The sequence below is a fragment of the Herpetosiphon sp. genome (assembly GCF_003512625.1).
Taxonomy (GTDB): Bacteria; Chloroflexota; Chloroflexia; order Chloroflexales; family Herpetosiphonaceae; genus Herpetosiphon; species Herpetosiphon aurantiacus.
In genome coordinates, this window is sequence record NZ_DOPT01000036.1 from 19615 (window position 1) to 45739 (window position 26125).

17 protein-coding genes are annotated in these 26125 nt (G+C 51.7%); all 17 read right to left on the reverse strand.

Annotated elements, in window-relative coordinates; all coding sequences use genetic code 11:
• The 17 genes from DEF47_RS08675 to DEF47_RS08755 all read right to left on the reverse strand — a co-directional run bounded on the left by DEF47_RS08675 (position 1) and on the right by DEF47_RS08755 (position 26125).
• On the reverse strand, positions 1 to 4986 hold the full coding sequence (locus DEF47_RS08675; protein ID WP_012189635.1) for a non-ribosomal peptide synthetase: 4986 nt from the start codon (positions 4984 to 4986) through the stop codon (positions 1 to 3).
• 378 nt (positions 4987 to 5364) lie between these two features.
• The gene (locus DEF47_RS08680) at positions 5365 to 5748 is read right to left on the reverse strand and encodes a FixH family protein (protein WP_041304398.1); all 384 of its coding nucleotides are present in this window, start codon (positions 5746 to 5748) and stop codon (positions 5365 to 5367) included.
• Complete coding sequence (locus DEF47_RS08685) at positions 5745 to 6698, reverse strand: DUF6010 family protein (protein ID WP_012189637.1); 954 nt, start codon at positions 6696 to 6698, stop codon at positions 5745 to 5747. The genes DEF47_RS08680 and DEF47_RS08685 overlap by 4 nt, the downstream gene beginning before the upstream one ends.
• A 116-nt stretch (positions 6699 to 6814) precedes the next feature.
• Entirely contained in the window at positions 6815 to 7630 is an 816-nt protein-coding gene (locus DEF47_RS08690) for a metal ABC transporter solute-binding protein, Zn/Mn family (RefSeq protein WP_012189638.1), read from the reverse strand.
• On the reverse strand, positions 7630 to 8442 hold the full coding sequence (locus DEF47_RS08695) for a metal ABC transporter permease (protein ID WP_012189639.1): 813 nt from the start codon (positions 8440 to 8442) through the stop codon (positions 7630 to 7632). The genes DEF47_RS08690 and DEF47_RS08695 overlap by 1 nt, the downstream gene beginning before the upstream one ends.
• Positions 8439 to 9113: an ATP-binding cassette domain-containing protein gene (locus DEF47_RS08700; protein ID WP_012189640.1), complete on the reverse strand. Its 675-nt coding sequence runs from the start codon at positions 9111 to 9113 to the stop codon at positions 8439 to 8441. Before DEF47_RS08700 ends, DEF47_RS08695 begins: the two co-directional genes overlap by 4 nt.
• Before the next feature lie 40 nt (positions 9114 to 9153).
• The gene (locus DEF47_RS08705; RefSeq protein ID WP_041304400.1) at positions 9154 to 9390 is read right to left on the reverse strand and encodes a hypothetical protein; all 237 of its coding nucleotides are present in this window, start codon (positions 9388 to 9390) and stop codon (positions 9154 to 9156) included.
• 157 nt (positions 9391 to 9547) lie between these two features.
• Positions 9548 to 9958 carry a hypothetical protein gene (locus tag DEF47_RS08710; protein ID WP_041304402.1) on the reverse strand — a complete coding sequence of 137 codons (411 nt, stop codon included), beginning with the start codon at positions 9956 to 9958 and terminating at the stop codon, positions 9548 to 9550.
• A gap of 104 nt (positions 9959 to 10062) precedes the next feature.
• Positions 10063 to 10752, reverse strand: a complete 690-nt coding sequence (locus DEF47_RS08715) for a DJ-1/PfpI family protein (RefSeq protein ID WP_287045087.1) — start codon at positions 10750 to 10752, stop codon at positions 10063 to 10065.
• 6 nt (positions 10753 to 10758) lie between these two features.
• Positions 10759 to 11544: an ABC transporter ATP-binding protein gene (locus DEF47_RS08720; protein WP_012189642.1), complete on the reverse strand. Its 786-nt coding sequence runs from the start codon at positions 11542 to 11544 to the stop codon at positions 10759 to 10761.
• Positions 11541 to 12623: a FecCD family ABC transporter permease gene (locus DEF47_RS08725; protein WP_287045088.1), complete on the reverse strand. Its 1083-nt coding sequence runs from the start codon at positions 12621 to 12623 to the stop codon at positions 11541 to 11543. The genes DEF47_RS08720 and DEF47_RS08725 overlap by 4 nt, the downstream gene beginning before the upstream one ends.
• A complete protein-coding gene (locus tag DEF47_RS08730) occupies positions 12620 to 13651 on the reverse strand; it encodes an ABC transporter substrate-binding protein (protein WP_012189644.1) in 1032 nt (343 codons plus the stop codon). Before DEF47_RS08730 ends, DEF47_RS08725 begins: the two co-directional genes overlap by 4 nt.
• 671 nt (positions 13652 to 14322) lie before the next feature.
• The gene (locus DEF47_RS08735) at positions 14323 to 15132 is read right to left on the reverse strand and encodes a class I SAM-dependent methyltransferase (RefSeq protein WP_012189645.1); all 810 of its coding nucleotides are present in this window, start codon (positions 15130 to 15132) and stop codon (positions 14323 to 14325) included.
• 8 nt (positions 15133 to 15140) lie between these two features.
• Positions 15141 to 17573 (reverse strand): penicillin acylase family protein, encoded by a 2433-nt coding sequence (locus DEF47_RS08740; protein WP_012189646.1) that lies wholly within the window; start codon positions 17571 to 17573, stop codon positions 15141 to 15143.
• Between the two features lie 107 nt (positions 17574 to 17680).
• Complete coding sequence (locus DEF47_RS08745; protein WP_012189647.1) at positions 17681 to 19252, reverse strand: SDR family oxidoreductase; 1572 nt, start codon at positions 19250 to 19252, stop codon at positions 17681 to 17683.
• Between the two features lie 12 nt (positions 19253 to 19264).
• Positions 19265 to 20323 carry a TauD/TfdA family dioxygenase gene (locus DEF47_RS08750; RefSeq protein WP_012189648.1) on the reverse strand — a complete coding sequence of 353 codons (1059 nt, stop codon included), beginning with the start codon at positions 20321 to 20323 and terminating at the stop codon, positions 19265 to 19267.
• Positions 20324 to 20341: 18 nt separating this feature from the next.
• Complete coding sequence (locus DEF47_RS08755) at positions 20342 to 26125, reverse strand: non-ribosomal peptide synthetase (protein ID WP_012189649.1); 5784 nt, start codon at positions 26123 to 26125, stop codon at positions 20342 to 20344.

A 26125-nucleotide genomic window follows, 5' to 3' on the forward strand; every position in this document is an offset into this window, starting at 1 on the left:
TTAAATTGCTCCTTGTTCGCGGGCTTGAGCTGGAGCTTGATTAGCCTGTTGCGCCCAGCGTAGGAGATCAAGCACATCAGCCAGTTGTTCGATTGTCGGAGCCTCAAATACGCTCCGAATTGGCAAATCGAGTTGCCAATACTGGCGAATTTGGCTGACCAAGCGGGTTGCCAATAATGAATGACCGCCAAGTTCAAAGAAATTCTGATTAATTCCAACTTGCTCACGTTGCAAGATTGCCGCCCAAAGCTCGGCCAATTTGGCTTGATCAGCGTTTTGGGGAGCGATAATCAGTCGTTCAGCGGTTTGCAGCTGGGGAATTGGCAAGCGCTGACGGTCTAATTTACCATTGGCATTGAGCGGCAATTGGCTCAACCAACAATAGCCACTTGGTTGCAGATAATGCGGCAACCGCGCTTGGACAAAATCACGTAGTAATTGATCGGAGACTGGTTTAGCTTTCGCCACCAGATAGGCGATCAAACGTGCTTGCTCAGCTACGCCAACCACAGCAACTGCGACCGAATGCAGCGCCGGATGCTGCAATAAACAGGCTTCGATCTCGCCTAGCTCAATTCGGAAGCCGCGAATTTTGACTTGCTGATCGCTACGCCCCAAGAAGCTCAACACACCTGCTTGGTTGTAACGCGCTAAATCGCCAGTGCGATACATTCGCGCCCCTGGTTCGCCCCAAGGATCGGGCAAAAACAGGCTAGCGGTGCGTTGGGGATCGGCCAAATAACCCCAACCAACCGCAATTCCAGCGATATACAACTCGCCTGCCACGCCGATCGGTACTGGCCGCAAACTGGCATCAAGTACATAAGCCCGCACATTGGCTACTGGTCGGCCAATTGGAATGGCGTTTTGAGGTAGCTCAACAGCACTGGCAATCGGCCAAAGCGTCACATCATCGGCGCATTCAGCCGGACCATAGGCATTCAGCAAGGGAATATAAGGATAGTGGGCAAACCATTGTTGGGCTAGCTCACGCGGCAAATGTTCGCCAGTTGGCAGCACCCAACGCAAAGCAGCCAAACTTGGGGTTTGCTCAAGGCTTGCAATCGTTTCGAGTAGGGCTTGAATCAGGCTGGGCACTGGCTCGAAGATTGAAACGTTAGCCGCTGCCAATTTAGCTAACAAGGCCTGCGGATCGCGCATCGTTTGATCATCAATGATCTGCATCCGAGCGCCAACCACGAGCGCTGTCAGCAACTGCCAAACCGAAATATCAAACGATTGGGCAGCGCTTTGGGCAATACAATCGGTTTGGGTTAGCGCCAAACGCTCGATCATTACGTCAATATGATTCAGCATCCCTGCATGGTCGATCATCACGCCCTTGGGTGTGCCGGTCGAGCCAGAGGTAAACAGCACATAGGCTAAATCTCGATCATGGAGTTGCACAAAGTCGGATGCAGGTTGATCGTAGCCCAACGCCTGAGCCAAATCGAGTTGCTGAGGCTGCGCTTCAGCCAAGGCATCAGTCAATAACCAATCGACATGCTGAGCAAGTTGCTGTTGGCGCTGCACTGGATGCTGAGGATCAATCGGCAAATACACCGCGCCCAATTGCAAGATCGCCAACAACGCTGCGACAAACTGCGGGTTGCGCTCAGCTCGTAGGCCGATAATTTGCTGGCGTTGCACCCCTTGATCGCGCAAATAGCCGGCAATTGCTTGGCTCGCCTGTGCTAAATCGAAGTAACTCCAGCGTTGTTCACGCCATGCGACGGCGATGCTTGTTGGCTGAGCTGCGACCTGCTGGTAAAAACATTCAAGCAACGAGCTGGTTTGGCGCGGTGCTGCGGTTGCGTTCCAATCAGCCAAGGCTTGGATTTCGCTGGGATGCCCAATATTGAGCTGGCCAAGCCTTGCCTTGGGCTGCGCTAGCATTGCGGCTAAGCCTTGTTGGAGATAATCGAGCATGCGCTGGCTAGTAAGTTGGTCGATGTAGCCTTGTTGATACATCAACTTGAAGGCCAACCCATCACCTGGCACAGCAACTAAGGTCAAAGGATAGTTGGTTTGCTCGCGCGAAGGAACCAAACGTAACTCTAAATCGCCCAAACCAGTTAAATCGCTACTGCTCACCGGATAGTTTTCAAAGACCAAGATACTTTCAAACAGCGGGCTATTGCGTGGCAACTCGCTGCATGCCTGAATTTCAATGAGCGAACTGGCCTCGTAACTGCGCACAGCACTCTCTTGAGCCTGCAAGGCTTGTAGCCAATCCAACACTGGCTGCTGCAAATCCCACTTAACTCTCGTGGGCAGCGTATTCACGAACATCCCGACAATCTGCTCAACTCCGGCCAAATCGGTTGGGCGGCCAGCCGTCGTTGTACCAAACACGATATCAGTTTGATGACTGTAGCGTGATAAAACCAAGGCCCACGCCGCCTGCAACAGGCTATTCACGGTTAGGCCATGATCGCGGGCAAACTGTTGAAGCTGCTGAGTTATAGCAGAATCAAGCTGGAGCCAACTCGCACTATAGTGTCGTTCAGCGTGGGTCGAGCCAAACCGTTCAAGCGCCAAGCTTGTTGGAGCAGTAAAACCGCGCAATAATTCACGCCAAAATGCTGTAGCTTGCTGATCATTATGTTGAGCCAGCCATTGAATATAGCGTTGATAAGGAATTTCTGGGGCAAGCTCCAGTGGTTGCTGATTGATTTCAGCCTGATAATAGCGAAACAAGCTATCAAGAATCAGCGGTAAGCTCCAGCCATCGATGATCAAATGATGATTCGTCCAGATACAGCAATAGCGTTGCGGTGCACGCTCGAACAAAGCAACACGCATCAATGGCGCTTGGGTTGGCTCAAAGCCGCGTGTGCGATCAGCCTGCAAATAGGCTTCAAGCACCTGTTCTTGTTCAAGGCTATTCATGGGTAACTGTTGAAAATCGATCGTGATTACAGCTTGGCGCAGCACCAATTGCAGTGGCTCAGCTAAATCTTGCCAAACAAACGCGGTTCGCAGCATTCTATAATGGCCAATTGTTCGATTCCAAGCAGCACTAAATGCCGCATGATTGAGCTGACCCGTGATTTCAAACTGCATTTGGGTAATATAATCACCAGCGTCCGGCGCATACAAGCGATGGAACAAAATGCCCTGTTGCAGCGATGAAAGAGGGTACAATTGCTCAAACGGCGGATATATTTGCTCAATCTGGTCAAGTTGGGCTTGGGTAATTTGCGCCAAAGGAAAATCGGCAGGCGTAAAGCTTGGTTGGGTTTGTTGACAACAATGCTCAATCAACCCAACTAAATCAGCACAATATGCTTCAGCCAAGCGCTCGATTGTTGCTGCTGAATGCAGATGTTGGCTATACGACCATTCGATCTGTAATTGGCCCGCCAAAACTTGGCAGTTGATCGCTAGCAGTTGTTCACGCCGCCGCTGCGGCAACACGGCGCTTCCGGTCGATTCGGGCGCAGCACTGAATAATTTGCTTGACTGGAGCGTTTGATCAAGTTGACCAAAATAGTTAAAGCTGATCGCTGGGGTTGGCATAGCTTGCAACGCCGCATCAGCTGAGCGTAACAAGCCATAGCCAAACCCGCGTTGGGGAACTGCACGTATCTGTTCTTTAATCTGTTTGATCAGGTTTTTGGAGCCTAGTTTTTGTGGCAGACTTAACTTTATTGGAAACAGCGTAGTAAACCACCCAACAGTTTGCGAAAGATCGAGCGGCTGATCCAGCTCCTCGCGACCATGGCCTTCGAGTTGCAGCACCACATCGGCGTGGCCGCTCCAAGCGGTGATGGTTTGGGTCAAGGCTGCTAGCAATAGTTCGTTGATCTGGGTTTGATAGGCCTGGGATGCTTGATGAATTAAGGCTGTGGTATGGGCCTGGCTCAATTGCTTAGTGATTGTCGCAACACTCGCATAATCATTATGTCCAGTTATATCATCGACTGGCAAGGGATCAGTGCTGGTTTGGGCTAGCCAATATGCACGTTGCTGCTGCAATTCGGTGCGGTGGGCATAGCGTTCTAAAGCAATAGCCCATTGGGCAAAACCGACAGCTGGTTTGGTTAATGGCTGGTTTTGCAAGGCATGGGCGAGATCTTGAATGATAATTCGCCACGAAACCCCATCAACCACCAAGTGATGCATGACCAACAGCAAGCGGGCGGGCTGAGCATCAGGCATGGCGATGTAGGCAATTCGCCACAGTGCAGCCTTCGCCAAATCAAAGGGCCGTTGCAGTCGTTCAGTTGTAGCCTCGAAAAGCTCAGCCAGCTCCGTTGGATTGAGGTTTTGAGCATTAATTTGCTCAAATTCAACCAGTGGTGCATCAGCAGCAGCCACAAATTGTTGCCAACCATCAGCAGTACGGCGATAGCGCAAACGCAAACTGACATGTAGCTGTGCAACGTGCTCAACCGCCGATGCCACCAAATTCGAATCAATAGCCTGAGTAAATTGCAAAAAGAGTGCCTGATTAAACTGGCTGGGATCAGTAGGATCAGCGAGCAACCAGCGCTGAATTGGTGTTAGGGGAACGATCTGTCCAGCAGACAATTCGCTATGAGCAACATCTATTGTTGTGGTTTGCGCCAAGCTTGCTAGTTGGGCAATCGTTGGCTGCTCAAACAATTGGCGCGTAGTCAGCCGTATGCCAGCTCGATTAGCACGAGCAATCACCTGAATGCTCAAAATTGAATCGCCGCCCAATTGAAAAAAGTTATCGTGAATGCCCACGCTTGGTACTTGCAAGGTTTGCTGCCAAATTGCCGCGAGCTGCTGCTCAAGCGGGTTACGTGGGGCCGTTTGGGTTTGCTGCTCATGCTGGGCTGCAAAATCGACCATTGGCAAGGCCGCACGGTCAATTTTGCCATTCGGCAAGCGCGGAATCTGTTCAAGCGGCACAAACGCCGCTGGCAGCATATAATCCGGCAGATACGCTTGCAAATACTGGCGCAACGTTTCGCTGAGCGCATCAGGCGTTATTGGCTCTAACACAGTTGGCATCGCTTTCTGAAATCTATCTATGCGGGAAGCCTAGAGGGGAAGCTTCCACAAAAACACACCTCGTCCAAGCGATTATTCTAGCGCGGCCTTGCCCAAAAATCGGTATCGAATCACGCAGCATTCATGTCAAATTCAACACCAAAATCAAGGCTTGAATGCAGTAATAAGCCCGTGATATAGTGGCTTACTCACATCACTTGGCGCTGTGGGAGTTTAGACTTGATATGTCCTATGCTATTTTGGCGTGCGTTTAAACGCTATACTATCCCATATGGTCACTATATGATGGGGATTCGTAACCATATGGGATGCGCGGATCAGGAGTAGTAGGCTTGTTGCGATGAAGACCCATGGTTGGAGCAATAGCTTCGTGTACTACTACTGAATGTTAAACGCAGGAAGGGTCTTTTGGCGTGCACTAGTCGCTCCTGTGGGATCGGGAACATGGACAATGAAGACCCATTCGCCAAGCATGTCGATATTAAGATTTGCCGTATAGCGACCGTCCCCCAACGATTCCATCGGAATCATCTGTGAGGCCATTCCCGCATGGCTCATCGTTGTTTCTAATTGGACGGCTGGGGTGGTCAGCGGTGCTCCATTATCCTGAATTGTGATGATGATTGCGTGTTGCCCCAAGGTATTCGGTGTTTGTTCGAGGTGCGCCTGTAACATCGGATCATCACTGCCCGCTCGGCTACATGCACTCAAACTGACCCCAAGCCATAGGAGCAGGACAATCCATTTCACTTTGATACTCATCGAGTAATTCCTTCCCCATCGGATGATGGCGTACTGTTGCTGGGATTCCAGCGGTAGTGCTTAAATTGCGATGTCATATAACCTCCACAGACAATGCAGAAGAGGATCATGGCGCGTGGAAGATCGCTATAGTCAACTGGTAAGGTGTGAGGGAGCAATGACCAAACAATGAAGAATGCCCATGTGATAACCAAGGCGAATGATGAGCCAAAATAGCCATACGCTGCTAACCCAACGCTGCCCAAAAAGAAGGCTTGATCTAGCAGGCCTCCCGTATGGGCATAGGTCATCCCAACAAAGCCGGCCAAAACTGCCCATGTTGCTCGCTGCGTTTGCTGGTTAAGCCAATGTGTTGCCGCGAGTAATACAAGCGCGAGCGGAATTGCCATCCACAGAAGGTATCCGCTGGGCGCACCAATCGTGACGCTTAGGCTGAGCATCAGGATGAGCACCGCTGGGTAACTTGCGAGAATGATCGATTGCCACCATCGCGCATCCTGCGCTTGGATTGACCAGCGCCGCTGGCGAATCGCCCAGAGGAGATACATGCCGATCGGAATATCAAACAGGATACAGGCATGGGGAAGCGCATGGAGATGGGTTGGTAAATCACGTGGGATACTATCCCAGATTGGGTGAAAGAGCCATGCGCCGACCAAAAAATATGGCGAACGATAGACCCCAAGGAGCGCAAAACCGCCATAGAAGACTGTTATCCCCATTTCGAGCAACGTGCCCTGTTGGATATAGGTTGTCCCAAGCCAGACGGTAAAAATAGCCCATGCGGCCCGCTCCGCCGATGCCCCCAAGCTACGTAAGAGCATGATCAGACCAACAGCGGCTGGGAGTGCAACAATCAGCAAGCGATCAGCATGGGCGGCTACGCCAACGCCCATACTCGTTGCCAATAAGGCTATAACGATAATCAAGGTATGGATGGTTTGTTTCACACCGATAGCTCCAGTGTCGGCCTCGTCCAGCGTTGTTCCACTACTGAACAAGGCCGATCATGGGAATATTTACGGATTATAGGGATTACGCCGTTCAGCACTGCGCGAGTATTGGGTTATGGGGTTGTGCCCAATGCCGACTTCAAGGTATCAGCATTTTTCTGAAACACCGCCAACAGATCAAGATCGGCATCAGGAAAATTGATCAAGTTGATCACGGTTGCCGTCGTTGCTTCCGCGATTGGTTGGCCGCCACCCATATGCACATTCTCAAAGATAAAGCGTGGCTGGGCTTTGGTTAAGGTTGCCAATTCTTCCGGCGTAAGTGGCGCTGGCCCATACACACCCGCTGGCTCAAGCCCAGCAAAGCCAACCCATGGCACCACAAAGGCTTGACTCACCACAATGGGGGTTTGTGCCCCAATGGCGGTACGAACGTCTTGGGATAGACGGGTATATTCAGCATCAAAGCGCGTCAAAAAGGCTTCGGCGTGTGGCCGTGTCCCAAAGAGATCGCTTAATCGAAGCACCTCCGCCTTAATCACCGCAGGGCTGTTTTCCGTTTGGACGGTGAGTAAGCGTTCAGCACTCCCACCAACGGCCTCTTGTAAGCGTGGGGCAAACCCTTCAAAGCCTGCATAGAGGACATAATCAGCATCAGCAACCGCTTGGAGATCGGATGGCTTTGGATCGTAATCAGGTGGATGCTGGACGCTCGATGGCGCAATAATGGTAATATCTGTTGCACCTGCTGCCTTCGCAAACGCGCCAACCCAACTGGTTGACGCAACAATCTTCAGTGGTTGGGTTGCGCCAGATGGTGCACTGGTTGTCGTCGCCGATGGCGCGGTGGTGTTTGGCTGTGCAACCGTGCTGCCACAACTTGCCAACAGAAAACCGCCGGTGATTAATGAAAGCCATAATTTTCGCATTAAACTGGTTCCTTTCGAAGATAACTGAGGATGGTTATACAGCCAACCGTGATCACCAGCATTGGCCCTGGTGGTTGATTGAACATGAGCGTTAAGCAAAACCCAACCAGATTTCCGACTACCCCAATCGCCATTGCCCACGCAATCATACTGCCGAGTGATTGACCAAGATTGCGGGCGGCAATCGCTGGAAGAATCGTAATGGCATCGACTAATAAGGCTCCGGTTAATCGCACGGCTGCTGCAATGGAAAGCGCGATGATGATCAGTAACCCCATCGTAAGGCGATCAACGGCAATGCCGGAGCACAACGCGATTTCGCGGTCATACAAGAGCAAGGCGATGTCGCGCCGTTGCCAGCCATAAACCCCGAGAATTCCGATACTGACCACGACAAGGACGATTAAGTCCGATTGACGGGTGGCGAGAATTGATCCCCAGAGTAGTTCAAATGCCCCATTGGCATTGATCCCCGTTTGCGAAAGCAATAAGAGCGCACTAGCAATCGCCATGGTCATCACAATTCCCATGGGGCCAGCAAGTCCAGCGGGGCGATGGGCAAGCGGGGCAAGACTGGCTCCGCTCGCGCCGCACACCAGCAAGGCGATAAGCGTCGGCTCAATGCCAAGTAATAAGCCAAGCGCAATCCCAAATAAAGCGACATGCATCATGGCAAAGCGAACAGGCAAAATGTTGAGTCCCATGATCCAGACCCCAATAATGGGAAAGGCGCTACCAGCGACGATCAAGGCAATGATGGCGCGTTGCACCGGAAGCAATCGCAGCAAATCGATGAATTCCACACTGTTCATACAGCAAGTTCCCGCAGACTGCCGCCCGCCATTTCAAGCACCCGCTGACAACGGGCCACGACTGCCCGATCATGGGTAACGACCAACATTGTGACTGGCAGGCTTGCCAACACGTCGGCAACGACGGTTTGACCTGCAAAATCGAGTGCCGCCGTGGGTTCGTCTGCTAATAACAGTCCTGCCCCTGCGCCAAGGCTGCCAATGGCGCGTGCTAAAAAGATCCGCTGGATCTGACCACCCGAAAGGGTCTGCATGGGGCGATCCATGAGCTGGTCTACAGCGAGGTGCGCTGCTGCTTGGATGGCAAGGCGTACATTGCCGCTTCGTTCGAGTAACTCGCGCACCCGTAGTGGAAAATGCCCGAGCGTTTGCCGCTGTGGCATCCAAGCAATGTGGCGATACTGGTTTGCTCGTTTGGTACGTGGGTGAATGGTTTGCTGGTCTAGTACTAATGTGCCGCTGCTAATCGGATGAAATCCCATAATTGCCCGAAGGACGGTTGATTTCCCAGAACCATTGCCGCCAATCAGCGCCACATGATCACCAGGGTTCAGCGCGAGATCAACATGATCAACCACGCAGGTTGCCCCATAGCGACAGACAAGTTGTTCAATGATTAAGCGGGCTGGTTGGGCACTGATTGCCGTTGCCTCAGTCCATAGCATCGTCATGCGTTTGCGTCCTTCTGCACCTATAGTCTGATGAGTCGATTTAATTGGTATGCACTGTATAGTCACCATCGTGCTGGGGTGGTTGCACAGCGTGCGCGATGTGTTCCAACCCATGGGTAAGCGGTGCATCATAGGCGAGATAGCCACAGGCCGTCATTTCGGCAATGGTTAATGATGCGAGCGTTTGACGATACTGGTGCAGCGAAATTTGCCGCTCAGTACACAACTGAAGCAACCCGGTTTCTAGGGCTTGAAATAACACAGTGATGGTATCCATGAATCCTCCTAGTGGTCATCCAGCGCTGGCAAGTGCATACACGCTTGATCTTCAGAGGAATGATCAACAACGCGAACCACGCCAAAGTCAGACTAACCGCTGCTGGATAACACAGCAACAAACCATCTGATACCGATTGAGCGAGGGGCATACGTCGTTAGAGCAGCCGAGGTGGGGGAAGGATCGGGGGGATTGGATGAGAGCGCAGATGTGAACATATCTGGCGGAACACAATTAGTGTTTCGGCACGATAAAAAGACCATGCCCAGCCAACAGCCGCCATGGCAAACAAGGCTACAAATCCATGGTGTTGGGTCATCGTTGTCAATGCTGGTGTTGTTGCATCGCCGCTGGCTGGTGGCGTTGCGTTGACGATGCAGACAAATTGCCCGACGGCTATTGCTGGAAACGGGTCAATGGGCAGCGATTGAATAATGGATTCATGAAGAATGCAGGCCAAGGGACAGATAAGTGCCAGCTGAAGCACGAAAACCCAACCACAAACCCACCAGCACAGCGCAGTCAGCGTGCCTCGGCGTGGAGCTGGTTGTGTGTGCTGGTGGATCATGTTGATTGCTATCCATTTGGCAATGCGCGATGACGGTATGGTCGGTATAGTATCACATCATCGCGCATCGTGGCAGATCAGGGTATGGAATGGGACAGGATGGGCTACCCCTTCACCCGATATTTCGATAACACGGTATACGTCTCATCAATTAAGGCCTGATCCGCTTGTTGAAAATCGCCTGCCCCCGAAAAGGGAGGCTGTGGATCATATTCGATCGCCAGTTGAATGGCCTGGGCGGTCTGCGAACTGCTCAACTGCTGTGCCAAAAATAAAGCCATATCAATGCCAGCCGAGACTCCCGCTGCCGTAATAATGTTGCCTTGCTGAATAAAGCGTTCGGCGGTATACGTTGCAGCACAATATTGATGAATAAACTCGCGCGATGTCCAATGGCTGGTCACCTGTAAGCCGTGCAACAATCCCGCTGCTCCTAAGACAAACACTCCAGTACAGACTGAGGTCATCCACTCAACGGTCGGAGCTGCCGTCTGAAGCCAATTCAGAAGGGGTTGATGTGCAAGAGCCTGCATCGTCCCCGCTCCGCCGGGAATCACAACCACCGTCGGATGCGGAAGCTCATCCCATGTCGCCGTCGCAACTAACGCCAGTTGACCAGTATCGGCATAGATTGGTCCCTGCTGATCCGCAACAAAATACACATCGGTATCGGGTAGGCTCACCAACACCTCATAGGGGCCAATCGCATCAAGCGCCGTGAAGCCTTCATACAACACAATCGCAACGGATCGTCGCGTAGTGGACATCGTAATGGATGGTTCATTCGTTGCCATGGACATCTAGCCTCCTTCGTGGCGATGACTTAAGGGAAATAACGCCAGCTGAATACGATTGGTAACGGGATGGCGTTGAATAACCGCATTGACCAAAAAAATATCACGCAACCAGTGCGGCGTGAGCACCTGTTCTGGTGTGCCCTCGGCAACGATCGTTCCTGCCGACAGCACATACAATCGATCGCAATAGGCTGCGGCAAGATTAAGATCGTGGACAGTGACCAACGTTGTGATGCCAAGGCTGCGCACGAGTTCGAGGATGTCAAGCTGATAATGAATGTCCAAATGGTTTGTTGGTTCATCCAACACCAACAATTGCGGTTCTTGGGCTAAAGCCCGCGCAATCAACACCCGCTGTTTTTCACCACCAGAAAGCGTATTGAATGGGCGATTGGCACAATCGAGCATCTGCACCCGCGCTAATGCCGTTGTCGTCACCTGCCAATCATGGTCGGTATCACCAGCAAAAAAGCCTTTATGGGGGGTTCGACCCATCTGGACCATTTTGGCAACCGTAAAGGCCACATCGTGGGTGCTTTCTTGGACAACCGCAGCAGTCTGGCGGGCACTTGTCCGTGGCGACATTTGCCACACATCGTCGTCACCAAGCTGCACAAAGCCCGCACTGGGGCGCAACATGCGATAGACCGTCCGTAAAATCGTTGATTTGCCACTGCCGTTTGGCCCAACCAAACCCACAATTTCACCAGGCTGAACAGCTAAATCAATATTGGAGACAATCTGACGACTGCTCACCGAGACGGCGACGTGGTGAATTGTGAGCTTCATCCGACACCTCCCGAACGCTGTCGCATAAGCCAGATAAAAAAGGGTCCTCCAATCATGGCAGTCACAATACCAACGGGCAGTTCTTGGGGTGCGATCACGATTCGCCCAATCAAATCAACCAGCACCATATACACCCCTCCCAACAAGGCACTGGTTGGCAAGACATAGCGATGATCCACGCCAACCAACAGGCGGACAATATGCGGTATCATCAAGCCGACAAATCCAATCGCTCCACTCATGGCAACGACTGTTCCCACCATCAACGAACTCAGCACAAACAGCTGTATCCGAAACCGATGAAGATTCACCCCTAGACTGATGGCCGTTTCGTCGCCAGCTAAGACCGCATTCAGTGAACGAAATTGCAGCATTAAAAGTCCTGTCGAGCCCAACACCGCAAGGCTGGGAAGACCAAGATACTGCCACTTTGCGCCGCCCAAATTTCCGGCCAACCAGGTTAATACCGCTGCGGCACCACCATAGGGCGTAGTTGAGCGCAACACGAGATAGCTGGTCATCGCTGAGAGCACATAGCCCAACGACACCCCTGCCAAAACCAGGCGTGTTGGGATAACACGACCCGATTGCTGTGCCAAGGCATAGACCACAACCATGGTCAGCATGGCCCCACCGAATGCCGCGAACGACAGGGATAATCCGCCAATAGCAGCAGTACCAAGGGTGAGCACTGCAACCGCTGCCACGGATGCGCCCGAGGAAACACCAAACAGATACGGATCGGCAAGAGGATTTCGCACCATGGCTTGGAGGGCTGTCCCACTGACTGATAGTGCCGCACCAACAATGACGGCTAATAACACCCGCGGCAGGCGAAATTGCCACACAATCTGGTCTTGCGTGGGAGTCCATGTCACGGAAACTGTGTTCGGCATCAGGTGGTTGAGAATAATCTTGGCAACGATCGGCACGGGCACTGAAACCGAGCCAATAGCAACACCAAGCAAAATGACCCCAATCAACATGAGCGTGAGTACCACCAGCAACCCCCCAATGGCGGGAATTGCTGGTGGTACGCGCGGTGACGATTGTGGGTCATGGGAATGACGCACGATCACTCGAATACCTCTGGGTGCAGCGCCCGAGCAATTTGCTCAAGGCCATCAATAATGCGAATACTGGCTTCGGTATTAATCGTGGGAATAGGTATCAACCGATTATTTTGGACTGCTGGGATGGTCGGAAAGGTTGTTTTGAGATACGACTCCAGCATTGCGGCATCCTGACCAGGAAATGTCCCCAGCAAAATGACATCGGGTTGCGCCGCCGCAAATTCTTCGGCACTCACTTGAAAAACATCCTGATCAAAGACATTTTTTCCGCCAGCTCGCACAATCAAATCGCCCCAGACTCCACCCGAGAGCACGTTGAGCGGGCCTTCTCCCCCGGTGTAGAACAGAACGTTCACAGGTGAAACCCCAACCATCCGTTGTTCAATCGCGGCTTGACGGGACTGAAGGTCGGTGATAATCGCATTAGCTCGTTCCGACACCCCAAAAATCGCCCCCAAGTTCGCAAGATCAGTATAGACTTGCTCAAGACGTTTGCTTCCTGCATCAGCCATCGTACAGGCATTGTTGGAATAGACCTGTGCCCCAGCGGCTTCCAATTCAGCGACCGTGGCATACCCTGAATTGCTATCGAATGCAAAGCCTTCGAGTTGTTCCGAGATAACGAAATCAGGATTTTCGGCAAGCGTCACTTCTTTGACCGGCCATTGCATCGCCGTCCCGATTTGTTTGAGGGTCGCGGCTTCGGCCTGAAGATTTGCGGGATAGTCATCGTAATTGCCACCAACCGCAACAATGCGGTCACCTAAACCTAAGGCAAGCAGCATTTCCGTTGGTGGTTGCCAGAGACTAATTATCCGCTCTGGCGCTTTCGCAAAGGTAAGTTTCCGCCCACAGTTTTCAATCGTGACAGGGTACCCTGCCGATGCTGGAGCAGTGGTGGTACTGATCGTTGCGGTACTCGTTGATGGATTCGTTGGTTGAACCGCATCAGGGGTCTGGGTGGTAAGGGTTGTCCCACAAGCAGTGATGATCAGCAAGACACCAATCATGGGTGCGAAACAATGTTTTAACATGGAGACACTCTTTCAGAAAAAGATCATACAGCGGTCGGGATGCTGCCATCCGACCAAGAAATGCGACAAGCGTATCAATTAAGAACCAGTGTATCTATCCTAGAAAAAACGGGGAGGAGGAACATGAGGGTCGGCAAAAACAGGAGTATAGGCTGCTTGGGAAACAGGGGAAATCAAGCACCAAAACCAAGTCATTGCAATGAATACGCTACCCGTTAGTACCATTGGGTAGAATGCTTGTGCTTGTATCTGACCAGTACCCTGATGCGAATTGATATGATAGCGACTATCGTCTGGCTGCGTGCGATGGGTTTGGGCAAGAAGACAAATAAATCCTGCCCCATTCGGTTGCACAATCATCTGATCAGTAGCTTCTTGGCTGATCATATCGCAGTGAAGCAGACAGAGCCACGGGTTCAACAGGGCTAAAAAGAGGATCGCAAATAAAGAAAGCCCATGGCGAAGCTTCCTGTTCCAGCACAACTTCAGTGTATAGGGAGCGATGATCAGTGCGAAACCGTCCATAATAGCGATGATTATACCCTGAATTATTTGTTTACGGTGCTATTTCAACTGTTCGATTCAGCTACGCTATCAAAAGTTAACCCTGTATAACCACCTGCCACATAGGTCAATCCTTCAATCGTTCGATTCAGCTACGCTATCAGAGGTTAACCCTTTATCCCAACAACCCCAAATCCAGTAATTGCACTGAAGAAAACGCCCAAGCGACTGGCAGTTTGGCAATAGCGCTGCCAGTCGAGCGCTGCCTCGCGGGTTATTTGGGCCTGTTGCAGCAGATCATTAATCGCCGATTGGATACCGAACAGTTGATCAGCAAGGGTTGGATTGGTTTCAATAATTGTCATCGCGGTTGTTTGCACCTGTTGCAACCCCGAAAGCTGGAATAAACGCGGCAGTTGACGGCCCGACCAGCCATTGCGCACCCGATCCGTAATCCGTTGCACAACCTGGCGTAGCAGCGTTTTATCAGGGCCATCAATTAAAAGGCTTTCCCAATCGGTGTCACTGACCACAATGCTGCCGCCAACTTTGGTTACCCGCAGCATTTCGGCTAAGGCCTGCTTGCGATCTTCCAAATGTTGAAAAACCCGATCGGCTCGACAGCTATCGAAATAGCCATCAGGAAAGGGCAACGCATCAATCGAGCCATGTTCAAAGCGTACATTTAGCCCGTGGTTGGCAGGGTGATTTTGGGCGCTTGTCAGCATAGCTTCGCTATTATCAAGCCCAATCACCAGCCCTTCAGCGCCAACTCGCTGGGCGATCGAGCGAGCATCGTTGCCCGCCCCACAGCCTACATCAAGCACCCGCTGGCCTAGTTGTAGATCCAGTAATTCAAAGGTCATGGCCTTATATTGCGCCACTTGGTCAAGCTCGCTGACCGTGTTGAGATAGCCAATACAATGGGTGGGGGCAGCACTGGTTTGATCGATTGCGCCCCAATCGGTAGTTGTCATGCTGGTTCCTATTCTGGCTGAAGCCTCAGCGTCGTTTGGGTTTCAGCGGGCTGTGGCAAGCGCATTGGCAGATATTCGCCACGTTGCCATGGTTCAAGTAAATCGTCAAAATGGGTGCTCAGGATATGCGCCGATTGCCCAGGGGTTTGGATATAGACGGCGTTATCAAGCGCACCAAGATCCACAATTTGGCGATAGATCGGCCCACCATATTGCACAAAATCAATCCGATCGGTTGGACCAGCATTGATCGTCGCGCTATCACCGCCATTGCCAATTGTATGACCAAACCAGCTATCAAGCGGTTCGATGCCAGCGAATACGGCATGTGGGAAGACTGCTTGGTGGATTGAATCCCAACGCCATTGCTCAATCTCGCCGCCATGCTCAGCGCTTAATTCGGCCAGCGTTTGCTCCAACACCCGACCGATCAATAATGCGCACGATTCAGGCTCGGCAGTTGTTTGATCATCACACCACGCCTGATCGTTGGTTTGCAAGATGGTGGGAATCGCCAGCGCAAAAAATTGTTCATGATAGCTATACGAGCGCCAGAGTTGCTCACCTATATCATCAACTACAATTGCCCGTGCCAAGCGCAAGTACCATGTTTCGTAGATTGCCGCCGCCGCACTATCACTTGTCAAGCTTGCATCCCAGTTTTTGAGCAATTCCAAGGCTTGCAAGGCTTGGGGATTAGTGGTTTGGGCCGTGAGCAATAACGGTAAAAGCTGTTGAGCTTGCAATGAGCGTTGATCAGCCTGCATTCGTTGCATATCAGCTTGATCAAAGGTTGGCTTTTCACTGAGCAATTGCCAAATTCGCTGAGCACGATAGGCTGGAGCCCAACTGCGGCTAATCAACAAGGGATAATCATCGGCAACTGCCTGATTATTGGCCGAAACCAGCATGCCACTTGGCGGATTATAGCTAAATGGCAATTCATCAAACTCACTCAAGCGTAACCACGCTGCCTGCTGATTCCAACCTTCAACGGGCAAGCGGCCATCACCGTTAGCGCGAATTGGCAAGCGGCCAGCGATTTGCAAGCCAATATTGTTATTGACATCGGCATAGCTAAAGTTTTGCATAGGGGCTTGGTACCAGGCCAAAGCTGCGCGAAATGTCTGCCAATCGCTGGCAAGATTCAATTGCAACAAAGCAGTGATGGTTGTATCAGTCGGTTCGAGCGCAGTCCAACGCAACGCAAGCACTTGGTTGGTGGCTTGTAGTTCAGCATCAACATCGGAGATAATCGGCCCATTCCGACTACTGCGTACTTGCAGCATGTGATCTGGTTGATCTTTAACTTTAATTATTTCATCGCGTCGAGTCAACGGATAAGGTTTGCCCAGATATTCAGCGTTGCCTGCTTGATCAAGCCGTTCGATCACCAAATCTTGCACGTCAACCCCGGTATTCGTCAGCCCCCAGGCAATCGAACGATTATGCCCAATCATCACTGCCGGAACACCAGGTAAGGTTGCACCAATTACGTCAAGTTCACCGGCTTGAATCTGGGCTAGATACCAAATTGAGGGTGCTTGGGCCGCAAGATGAGGGTCATTTGCCAGCAATGGCTTACCACTGCTAGTATGTTGGCCTGCCAAAACCCAACTATTGCTGCCTACATAACTCCCAGCAAGCTTAAATTGCTGATGCAACTGCTCAACTCGGGTCAACAGGCTTGTACAACTGTCGGCATTAGCTCCACAGAAGTTAGAGCTGGCCATCGTCGGAGCAGGAGCCGAACCAGCGCTATAGGTTGCATCGGGCAAAATCAATGGATCGTCGGGGCTAGCCGCTGGCAACAAAAAAGCTGCGCGTTCTGGCCCAACCTGAGCAATGAGCTGGCTATACAAAACCTCAGCACTCCAATTGGCCCCAAGGCTCCAAGCCTGTAACTTCCCAGTCAACAGCACATCGATTGGCTGCCACAAACGTGGGCTAAACCCCAGAATAGTAAATTCTGGCGGCAAATCCATGCCATCGTGATGAATAATAAATTGATTGATTCCCGCAATATAAGCTTGAATTGCCTGTTGACTAGCTGGATCAAGCGCGTTCCAAGCGTTTACAGCAGCATCAACCAAGCCTAAAGCTCGCAAAAATCGATCAGTTTCGATCGTTGCTGGGCCAAGCACCTCCGAAAGCTCGCCCCGTGCCAAGCGGCGCTGAAACTCCAGCTGCCACAGCCGATCTTGGGCATGCACAAAGCCTAATCCAAACAAGCCATCATGATAATTGGCAGCCTGTATATGCGGCACTCCAGCTTGATCGCGCACAATTGTGACAGGTTGTTGAATCCCAGTCAGCTCAATTGTGCCGCTGGTTTGGGGCAACGACTGGCGTAAATACACATAGCCGCCAGTACCTGTGATCAAGCCAAGCACGAGCAAGCCCAACAAAATCCAGCGCGTAAATTTCCAAATTCGACGCATGATCGATCCCTGTTTTAATTAGGATGGGTAAGTTGCTAGCAAAACGTCACGCAGAGCTAACCAGTTTCTTGCTCAGCCCTGCATTATCGAAACAATGGATATGAAAGTTAAAAACGTAGTTGTGCCAACCATTGTTGAAGGCTTGTTCGATCAAGCGTTGGTAGCATAACCTCAGTTGCTGCAAGCGCAGCTTGCATCGCAGTTTGATCATAGGCTTGCTCAGCATGTGGGCCATTCACTGCCGCTTGCGCTAAGGTTAACAGTGATTGCAGAGAAGTATTTGGTACATCCTTGGTTTGCCGCTGTAATTGCAGCATCCACTGATCAAGATCAACCTGTTCAATGGGATACCCAAGTTCTTGCATCCAATTAATCAGTTGATTCCAAGCGATATGCTGTTGGTTGACCAAATGATACGTTTGCCCTTGGCCGCTTGGCTGCAACGAAAGCGCCACCATCGCTTGGGCCACATAAGCAACCGGAGTAATTTCAGCCAACCGATCAACCAACGGCGCACGACCTAACTGCAAACAGCCTTGGAGCAACCGATACAAACCATCACCACGATTCCACTGACCCGTTTGAGTATCCCAACCAATGCGGCCTGGCCGATAACAATTAATCGGAATACCGCGGGCGCGGGCTTGCAGCAACAGGTGTTCAGCAACCCACTTGGTTTGGGCATAGCCAGTGATGAGGCCATCTGGTGTTGATGGCAGTTCTTGCTCATAGCGTACTGTAGCAGCGGTGTTTGCTGGAAAAACACTGGTCGTAGAACTAAAGTGCATTGATTTAAGCTTGACTTGACTTGCCAAACGCAGCAAATCAATGGTTGCTTGCACATTACTAGCTTTGAGTTGGGCATATGAATGCGCCAGATTTACGACTGCGCCATTGTGATAAATCCGATCAATAGTTTGAGCCAACATCTGCCAGTCTGCCGCAGTCATGCCTAACTGCGGAAGGCTCAGATCCCCAAGCATCACGATGAGCCGTGAAGCAAAGGCTGGCTCCCAACGATTGGCATGTTCAAGCTGTTGGCGAATTTTGGCAAAAGCTTGGGTCTCATCAGCGGCTCGTACCACACAATAGATGTGGGCAGATGTTTGTGTGAGCAATTCAGCCAACAAATATGGCCCCAAAAAGCCAGTTGCCCCGGTCAACAGGATTGATTGGGGCATGTGCTCGTGATAGGGAGCTAGACCAAGCGGATTGATTGCTGGATCAAGCACAATTTCATCGAGCAAATTACGCTGATCGGTGATAGCGACACCATGAGCAAGTTGGGCAATCGTTGGTTGCTCAAATAATTGACGCGCTGTCAGCCGAATGCCAGCCTGATTGGCTCGCGCGGCCACCTGAATACTAGTAATCGAATCGCCACCCAAGGCAAAGAAATTATCGTGAATCCCCACCTGTGGCACACGCAAGGTTTGCTGCCAAATGTAAGCAAGCTGCTGTTCAGTGGTAGTGCGCGGTGCAACATAGTGCTCAGGATCACTATATTGTTGAAAATCGATAGTTGGCAGGGCTGCCCGATCAACCTTGCCATTCGGCAAACGTGGAATCTGCCTAAGTTCGACAAATGCCGTTGGTAGCATTGACTCAGGCAAATGGTGCTGAAGATACTCGCGCAACGGCAGTGCCGCAGCACTATTAACCTTATTGATTAAATTCATAATTCAGCTCCGTTAACCATTGATTGCATTAGCAACATCGCCATGGGTGGTTGGATGAGCCATACCCACCAGCACCTGACGGCTGCCCGTAAATGGTGAACGCGCATGAGCCACCAACATATTGTCGAGCATCAGCACATCGCCACGCTCCCACGGAAACATAATCGTTTCGGCGTGGTAGGCTGCCCGCAGCGTTTCCATTACCTCTGGCTCAATTGGGCTGCCATCGCCGTAATAGCTGTTGTTTGGCAATTGTTCGGGCTTAAATTGGGCCAATAAGCCATCGCGAATCGGTGCTTCAAGTGTACTCACATGGAAAAAAGTTGCATGATTAAACCAAACGAGATCGCCAGTAATGGGATGGGTTGCCACAGCTCGACCCATGCGGCGGGTTTGCAAATGGTCGTTTTCGCCCCAGATTGCCTGCATCCCAACTCGCTCGCAATAGGCATCGACCTCAGCCCGATCGGCAGTTTGAAAGACATTGCGCCAATCAAGACCAACGCCGCCGCCAAAGTTGCGCACATACAAAATGCCGCGATCAATAAAACGTTGGCGCAAGGCTGGGTCAAGCCGTTGATAAACCTTGCGCACATCAGCAATCGGGGTTTCGCCGCCCGTGGCCGGCTCGATCGTACAGCAGAAGAAAATTTGGCGCGGCCAGGCTTGTTGATACGAATTTTCGTTATGCAGAAAAATCGTTTGATCAGCCGGATGCTCGGTCGAAGTGTAGATATTGCCTTGCACTTGGCTGCGCGGCGACGAGCGCTCACGATATTCCAGCAACTCACCTGAGGCAGCGCTTATCACCGTCTCGAAAGCTTGGGCGGTATCTACGCCAAAACCACGGAATAAAACCCCGCCGTAATGATGCAATTGCGTCGTCAGCCACGCTAAGTTATTGGTTGCCCATTGCGCTAAATCAACCCCGGCAACGCTTGGCCGCACCACCAAAGGCAAGTTTTGGCCCTCACTTAAAAAGCTCGTCGTCACCAACGCTTGTTGATCGGTCGCTAAGGCTTGGCGTTTAATGCTGCCAAGTTGTTTTTTCAAACCAGATTTTGCTTCCACAGCTAAAACTCCTATTGTTTAATTGCGTGGCTCGATATAGGCCACCAAGCGTAATTGACCATGCTGATCGGGCTGAGCGGTAACCACAGCCTCGCGTAAGGCGGGGTGTTGGCGCAGCAGTTGGGCAATTTCTTCAAGCTCAATCCGAAAACCGCGAATTTTGACCTGTTGATCGATGCGACCTAAGAATTCAAGCTGACCATCGGGCAACCAACGGGCTAAATCGCCAGTGCGATACAAGCGCTGGCCTGGCTGTTCGGCCCATGGGTCGGGCATAAACCGCTCGGCGGTCAGCGCTGGTTGTTGCCAATAGCCGCGACTAATACCCGCACCAGCAATCAACAATTCGCCAGCAACTCCAATTGGCACAGGCTGCAAGCTTGGATCAACTACATAGGCTTGGATCGTGGCAATCGGGCCGCCAATTGAGATCGGTTGTTGCGGTACTAGTTTGGCAACGCTTGCCCAAACCGTCGCCTCGGTTGGGCCATATTCGTTGTATAGGGCACACGTTGACAGTTGTTGATAATGGCGATTGACCAAGCTGGTGGTACAGGCCTCGCCCGCGACCACGACCACGCGCAAACTAGCTAATTGGCTTAATTCGGCTTGTTCCAACAATACCGCGTACAACGACGGAATTGCCAAGGTATGGCTAATCTGATGATGTTCGACCATGCTGGCTAGCGCTAGAACATCGTGGCGTTGCGCTTGATCGGGCAGTACCAAACAGCCAGCTTGGCTCAGTGTCCAGAAAATTCCAGCGATCGAGCTATCGAAGGCATACGATGAAAGCAATAAAAAGCTCGTCAGCGGCTCGCGATAGGCAAGCGTTCGGGCAAACGTGGAGCTATGCAGATTGGCATGACTGACCACCACACCCTTGGGGCGGCCTGTCGAACCAGAGGTATAGATCAGATAGGCGGCCTGCGCCGGATGAATCGTGACTGGCACAAATGGCGCTTGGGCAGAATCTAAATCAGCAAGGCCTAAACAGGCAGAGTTTGCAGGTAGGTTTTGCCAGATGTCTGGCTGTTGGCAAATCAAGAGCTTCAATTCAGCATCGCTCGCCATCAATTCAAGCCGCTCACGTGGGTAGTTGGGGTCAAGTGGCACATAAGCAGCCCCTGTTTTGAGCACCGCCAAAATCGCCACAATCAAGCTGGTTGAATGCTCAAGGCTGATACCAACCCGGGTTTCTGCACCAATCCCCTGCGTTTGTAAATAGCCCGCCAAAGCCGTTGCGCGTTGCTCAAGCTCAGCATAGCTCAACGCCCCATCATAGGCTTGGATGGCTTGGGCAGTTGGCTGCTGTTGAGCCACTTCGGCCAGCCAACCAACAAGATCAGGCGACGATTGTGCAACTTCGGTGCGATTAAATCCAAGCAATAGGTGTTGCTCAGTATCACTCAACAATGGCATAGCGCGATAATCTGCCGCAGGGTCGGCAACCATCGCGGTCAGACAGACTTGATAATAGCCTGCAATCGCTTCGATTTGGGCATTGGTCAAAATTCGCCCATCACAGGTCAAACTCAAGTTAATGTCATTCGTAAAGGGATCGATGCGGAAGTTGGCAACTAATGGAAAACTCGAAACTTCGTAGGGCAGCACATCAAGCAACTCCAGCTCACTGATGTTTTGCAAGGCTTGGAAGATATGGTAGTGGGTGAAGTAGAACAAACTCTCCGACCAAGCCAAACCGCCGTTGTGGCGTTGCAACTCGGCAGTTGGGTAGCGCCGATGCTCCAGACTGGCACGTTCAGCAGCAAAGGTCTGCATAATAAGTTCACGCCACGTTGGCTGATTCAGCTGCATTCGTAGAGGAATACTATTGATAAACAAGCCCAAAACCCGTTCACCATCAAGGGTTTCAGGCCGCCCACTCGAAACCATGCTGGTCACTACATCGAACTGACCAGTCAGGATGCTAATCACCCGTAAATGCGCTGCCAACAGCACATCTTTAATTGGCACGGCAAGCTGGCGAGCCAAGGCTTTAAGTGCTTGCGAAAGCTCAGCACTAATTGCAACTGGTTGTGATTGGCTGGTGTTTGAACGCGGCACATTCGGCCAGCGCGGCAAGCGCATCGGGCTGGCTTGGGCCAAATGGTCAGCCCAAAATTGCTGGGTCGCAGGATTCTGAATTGCTGCTTGTTCTAGCCGTACAAATTCGTGATAGCCAATTTGAGGCGCAACAAGGCTACTGGTTTGGCCTTGCAAGCGCCGCGCATAATCGCTAAACAGCTCAGTCAGCATTATCGCATCGCTCCAGCCATCGATCACCGCATGGTGAAAGCTCAGCGAAAATTGCAATTCATCATCAGCCCGCACATGCACTTGGAACCGCAATAACGGCAGGCTACTTGGCTCAAAACCGCGCTGCTTTTCGGCGGCGATCCAAGCTTCAATTAATTGATCGTGCTGTTCAACAGGCTGGTTGCGCAGATCGATAATATTCAACAGGTTTGCGCCTTGGGCATGCACCACTTGCAACGGCTCGCTGGCGCTGGTCAGATCAAAACTAGTGCGTAGCGCTGGATGCCGCACCACTAAATCATCGACGATCAGTTGCAACAACGCCAAATCGAGCACGACCCGCATCCGATAGCTAAAAATATCGTGGTACAGCGCTTGTTCAGGGTTGAATTGGTTGTGGAAAATCATGCCACCCTGCAACTTGGCAATCGGGAAGGCATCAACAATAGTATTTGGGAGCAAGGCATGATCAGCAGGGCTAATCAAACTGAAGGGTGTGTATTCGATTATTTGATTTTCTGTAGAGCAGACCATAGTTTGAACCAAACTACGAATCGTCGGCTGATTGAACAGCATTTCAACACTCAGATTTAAGCCGCGCTGTTTGGCTTGGGCCACCACCTGAATGCTGCGAATTGAATTGCCGCCTAATGCAAAAAAATTATCATCAATCCCAATCATTGGGTGCTCAAGCACCTGTTCCCAAATGGCTGCCAAAATTTCTTCTTCAGGGGTCGTTGGGGCAACATAATTGTTTATAGCGGTTGGTTCGGGCAAGGCCGCCCGATCAATTTTGCCATTCGCGGTCAACGGCCATTGCTCAACCAACACAACGTTGCTTGGTAACATGTACTGTGGCAGGAATTGTTGGGCATATTTCAACACCACTTGTTCACTCAATTGCGTGGAGTCGGCATCGGGTGTGGCTTGGAGATAGGCGACCAAGCGTTGATCGTCGCCTGTGCCACGCAGCAAGACCAGTGCTGAAGCGACCATTGGCAAGCGTTGCAGCACTGCCTCAATCTCGCCCAGCTCAATTCGATAGCCACGCAATTTGATTTGCGTATCACGCCGCCCAAGATATTCCAGCGTTCCATCCCAGGCCCAACACGCCAAATCGCCAGTGCGATACAGCCGTGCGCCAGCGATTCCACTCAGGTTATCAGGTACAAACTGGGCAGCGGTCAGATCAGGGCGCTGATTATAACCGCGGGCAACCCCAACTCCACCAATATACAGCTCACCAACAACCCCAAATGGCACAGGTTGCAAGCGCTCATCAAGCACATACAAACGCATATTGGCAATTGGCAAACCAATCGAAACCGCGCCAGCAGCCGAATCAGTGGTTTGGGTTTGGTAGATCGAACAGCCAACCACTGTTTCAGTTGGGCCATATTCGTTGAACAAGCGGGTTTCAGGAGCGTGGGTGCGCCATGGAGCCAACGTAGTTGCATCAAGCGCCTCACCGCCAATCACCAAGGCCCTACTGCGTTGAGCCAAATCAGCACTAGTGATCAATTGATTCAGCACCGCCAAATGCGCTGGTGTCAGTTTGAGCAAACTCAGATCAGTGCTGGCTCGCAGTGCTTGGGCTAGCGTTTCAACCCCAGCATTGCTTGGCAATAAACGCACGGTTTGGCCAGCACACAAGGGCACAAGCAAACTGGTTACGGTCAAATCGAAGGCTAATGGCGAATGCACCAACGAACCTGTACCAGCCGCCAAATCGTAGGCCGTGATCGCCCATTGCACATAGTTGCTCAAACCAGCGTGGCTGACCATCACACCCTTGGGCTGGCCGGTCGAGCCAGAGGTATACAGCAGATAGGCCAATTGCGCAGGCTGATAGTTCAAACGTGGCGCGGCACTCGCTTGATCAAATTGCAACTGATCGACCGCCAATTGGGCAACGCTACACGGCAAACTAGGCATGAGGCTGGTTTGGCTCAACACCAACTGAATCGCCGCATCAGCAAGAATATACTGAATCCGCTCGGCGGGATACTCTGGCTCTAAGGGCACATAGGCCGCGCCAGCCTTGAGACACGCCAACAAGGCCACGACCATCAGCGGCGAGCGCTCAAGATACAAGCCAACCCGCTGCTCGGGTTGAATACCGTGTTGGATTAATTGTTGGGCCAGTTGGTTGGCTTGCTGAGCCAACTCGGCATAACTCAGTTGCTCTGCACCAAATTGCACAGCAATTGCTTGCGGATTGTGTAGTGCCTGCTGATCAATCAGATCGTGAATTGGCGTTGCAGCAAATGGCCGATCGGTTGCATTGACCTGCTTAGTCAATAATGTTTGGGTATTGCTCCCAATGATTGGCAGTTGCCCAAAGGTCGGGTTGGATTGTTGCCCAAGCCAAACCAGCATTGTGATTAAGCTCTCAGCCAAGGCCTCGGCAACCTCAGAGCGCATGCTAGTTGCATCGTAATCTAAGGTCAATTGCCAGCTTGTAGCTTGCTCGATCAGGCTTAATTTACAGCGAAACAGATCAGTATGGCTGGTCAGGTGTTCAAGCTGATAGTGCGCCGCTGTTTCCCAACGATAATGGGCAAATGCCAACGCTAACGGCTGATCCAACGCAAGTTGCTGCCAACTGAAATACTCTTGGAACTGCGCTAAATCGGCTAGCTGTTGGGCTAGCGTGGTTATAGCCTCGGCGATTGGCTGATCGGCAGCAAGTTCGTTTGGTAACAATGGCAGATAGCGCTCAAACAAGCCTTGGGCATTGGCCAACTCTGCATACGAACGGCCATCGCAGGCCAGCGCCAACGCTGGCGTTTGCCCATAATTGCTGCGGCTGAGCAACCAACGCCAAAGGCTGAGCACCGTACTCGCTAAATCAACATTATGTTGAGTAAACCAAGCATTAATCGCGATACTGCTGCTTGCAGGAAGGTTAAGCTTGATCCGAGTGGGCTGGGTTTGGGTCAAGCGTGCAAAGCCCCGCAGATCATGCGGTGCTTGCTTAATCGCCTGCGTTTGCCAAAATGCCCGTTCAGCGGCGCTTTCGGCTGCTTCGAGCAAGCCATTTTGCCATTCAGCAGCGTCAATATACTGCATCAGCTCATCGCTTGCGCTCAATTCATGCGGAGCCAACGCGGCTTGGGTCAATTCTTCGAGCAGCAATCGGGCACTAGTGGCATCGCCAACCAAGGCCGCTAGCCACAACCCAAGCCATTGCTGTTGGCCATGCTCAAATAACGTAATCTGCATCAAACCAGCATCAGCTGGCGCTGCAAGCTCAGCAATCTGATGCGATTCGGCTATTTGCTGCTGATGCAAGACCACTGTTTGGTTGTGCAGCACTTGGGCTGGTAGCTTTAGCCCAGCGATCTGCTCGAAACGGGTACGCAACGCCTCATGGCGCTCGATCACAACATTCAAGCCAGCTTGCCAACGTTCATAACGAAGCGGAGTGGTTAACTCAACCAGCAGCCATGTGCCCAAGGGTTGCTGGCTTTGTGGTTGAACCAACCATGTATGGGTTTGTTGCGGCGATAGCCGAAAATGCTCAACTTCATGTTGCTGCAT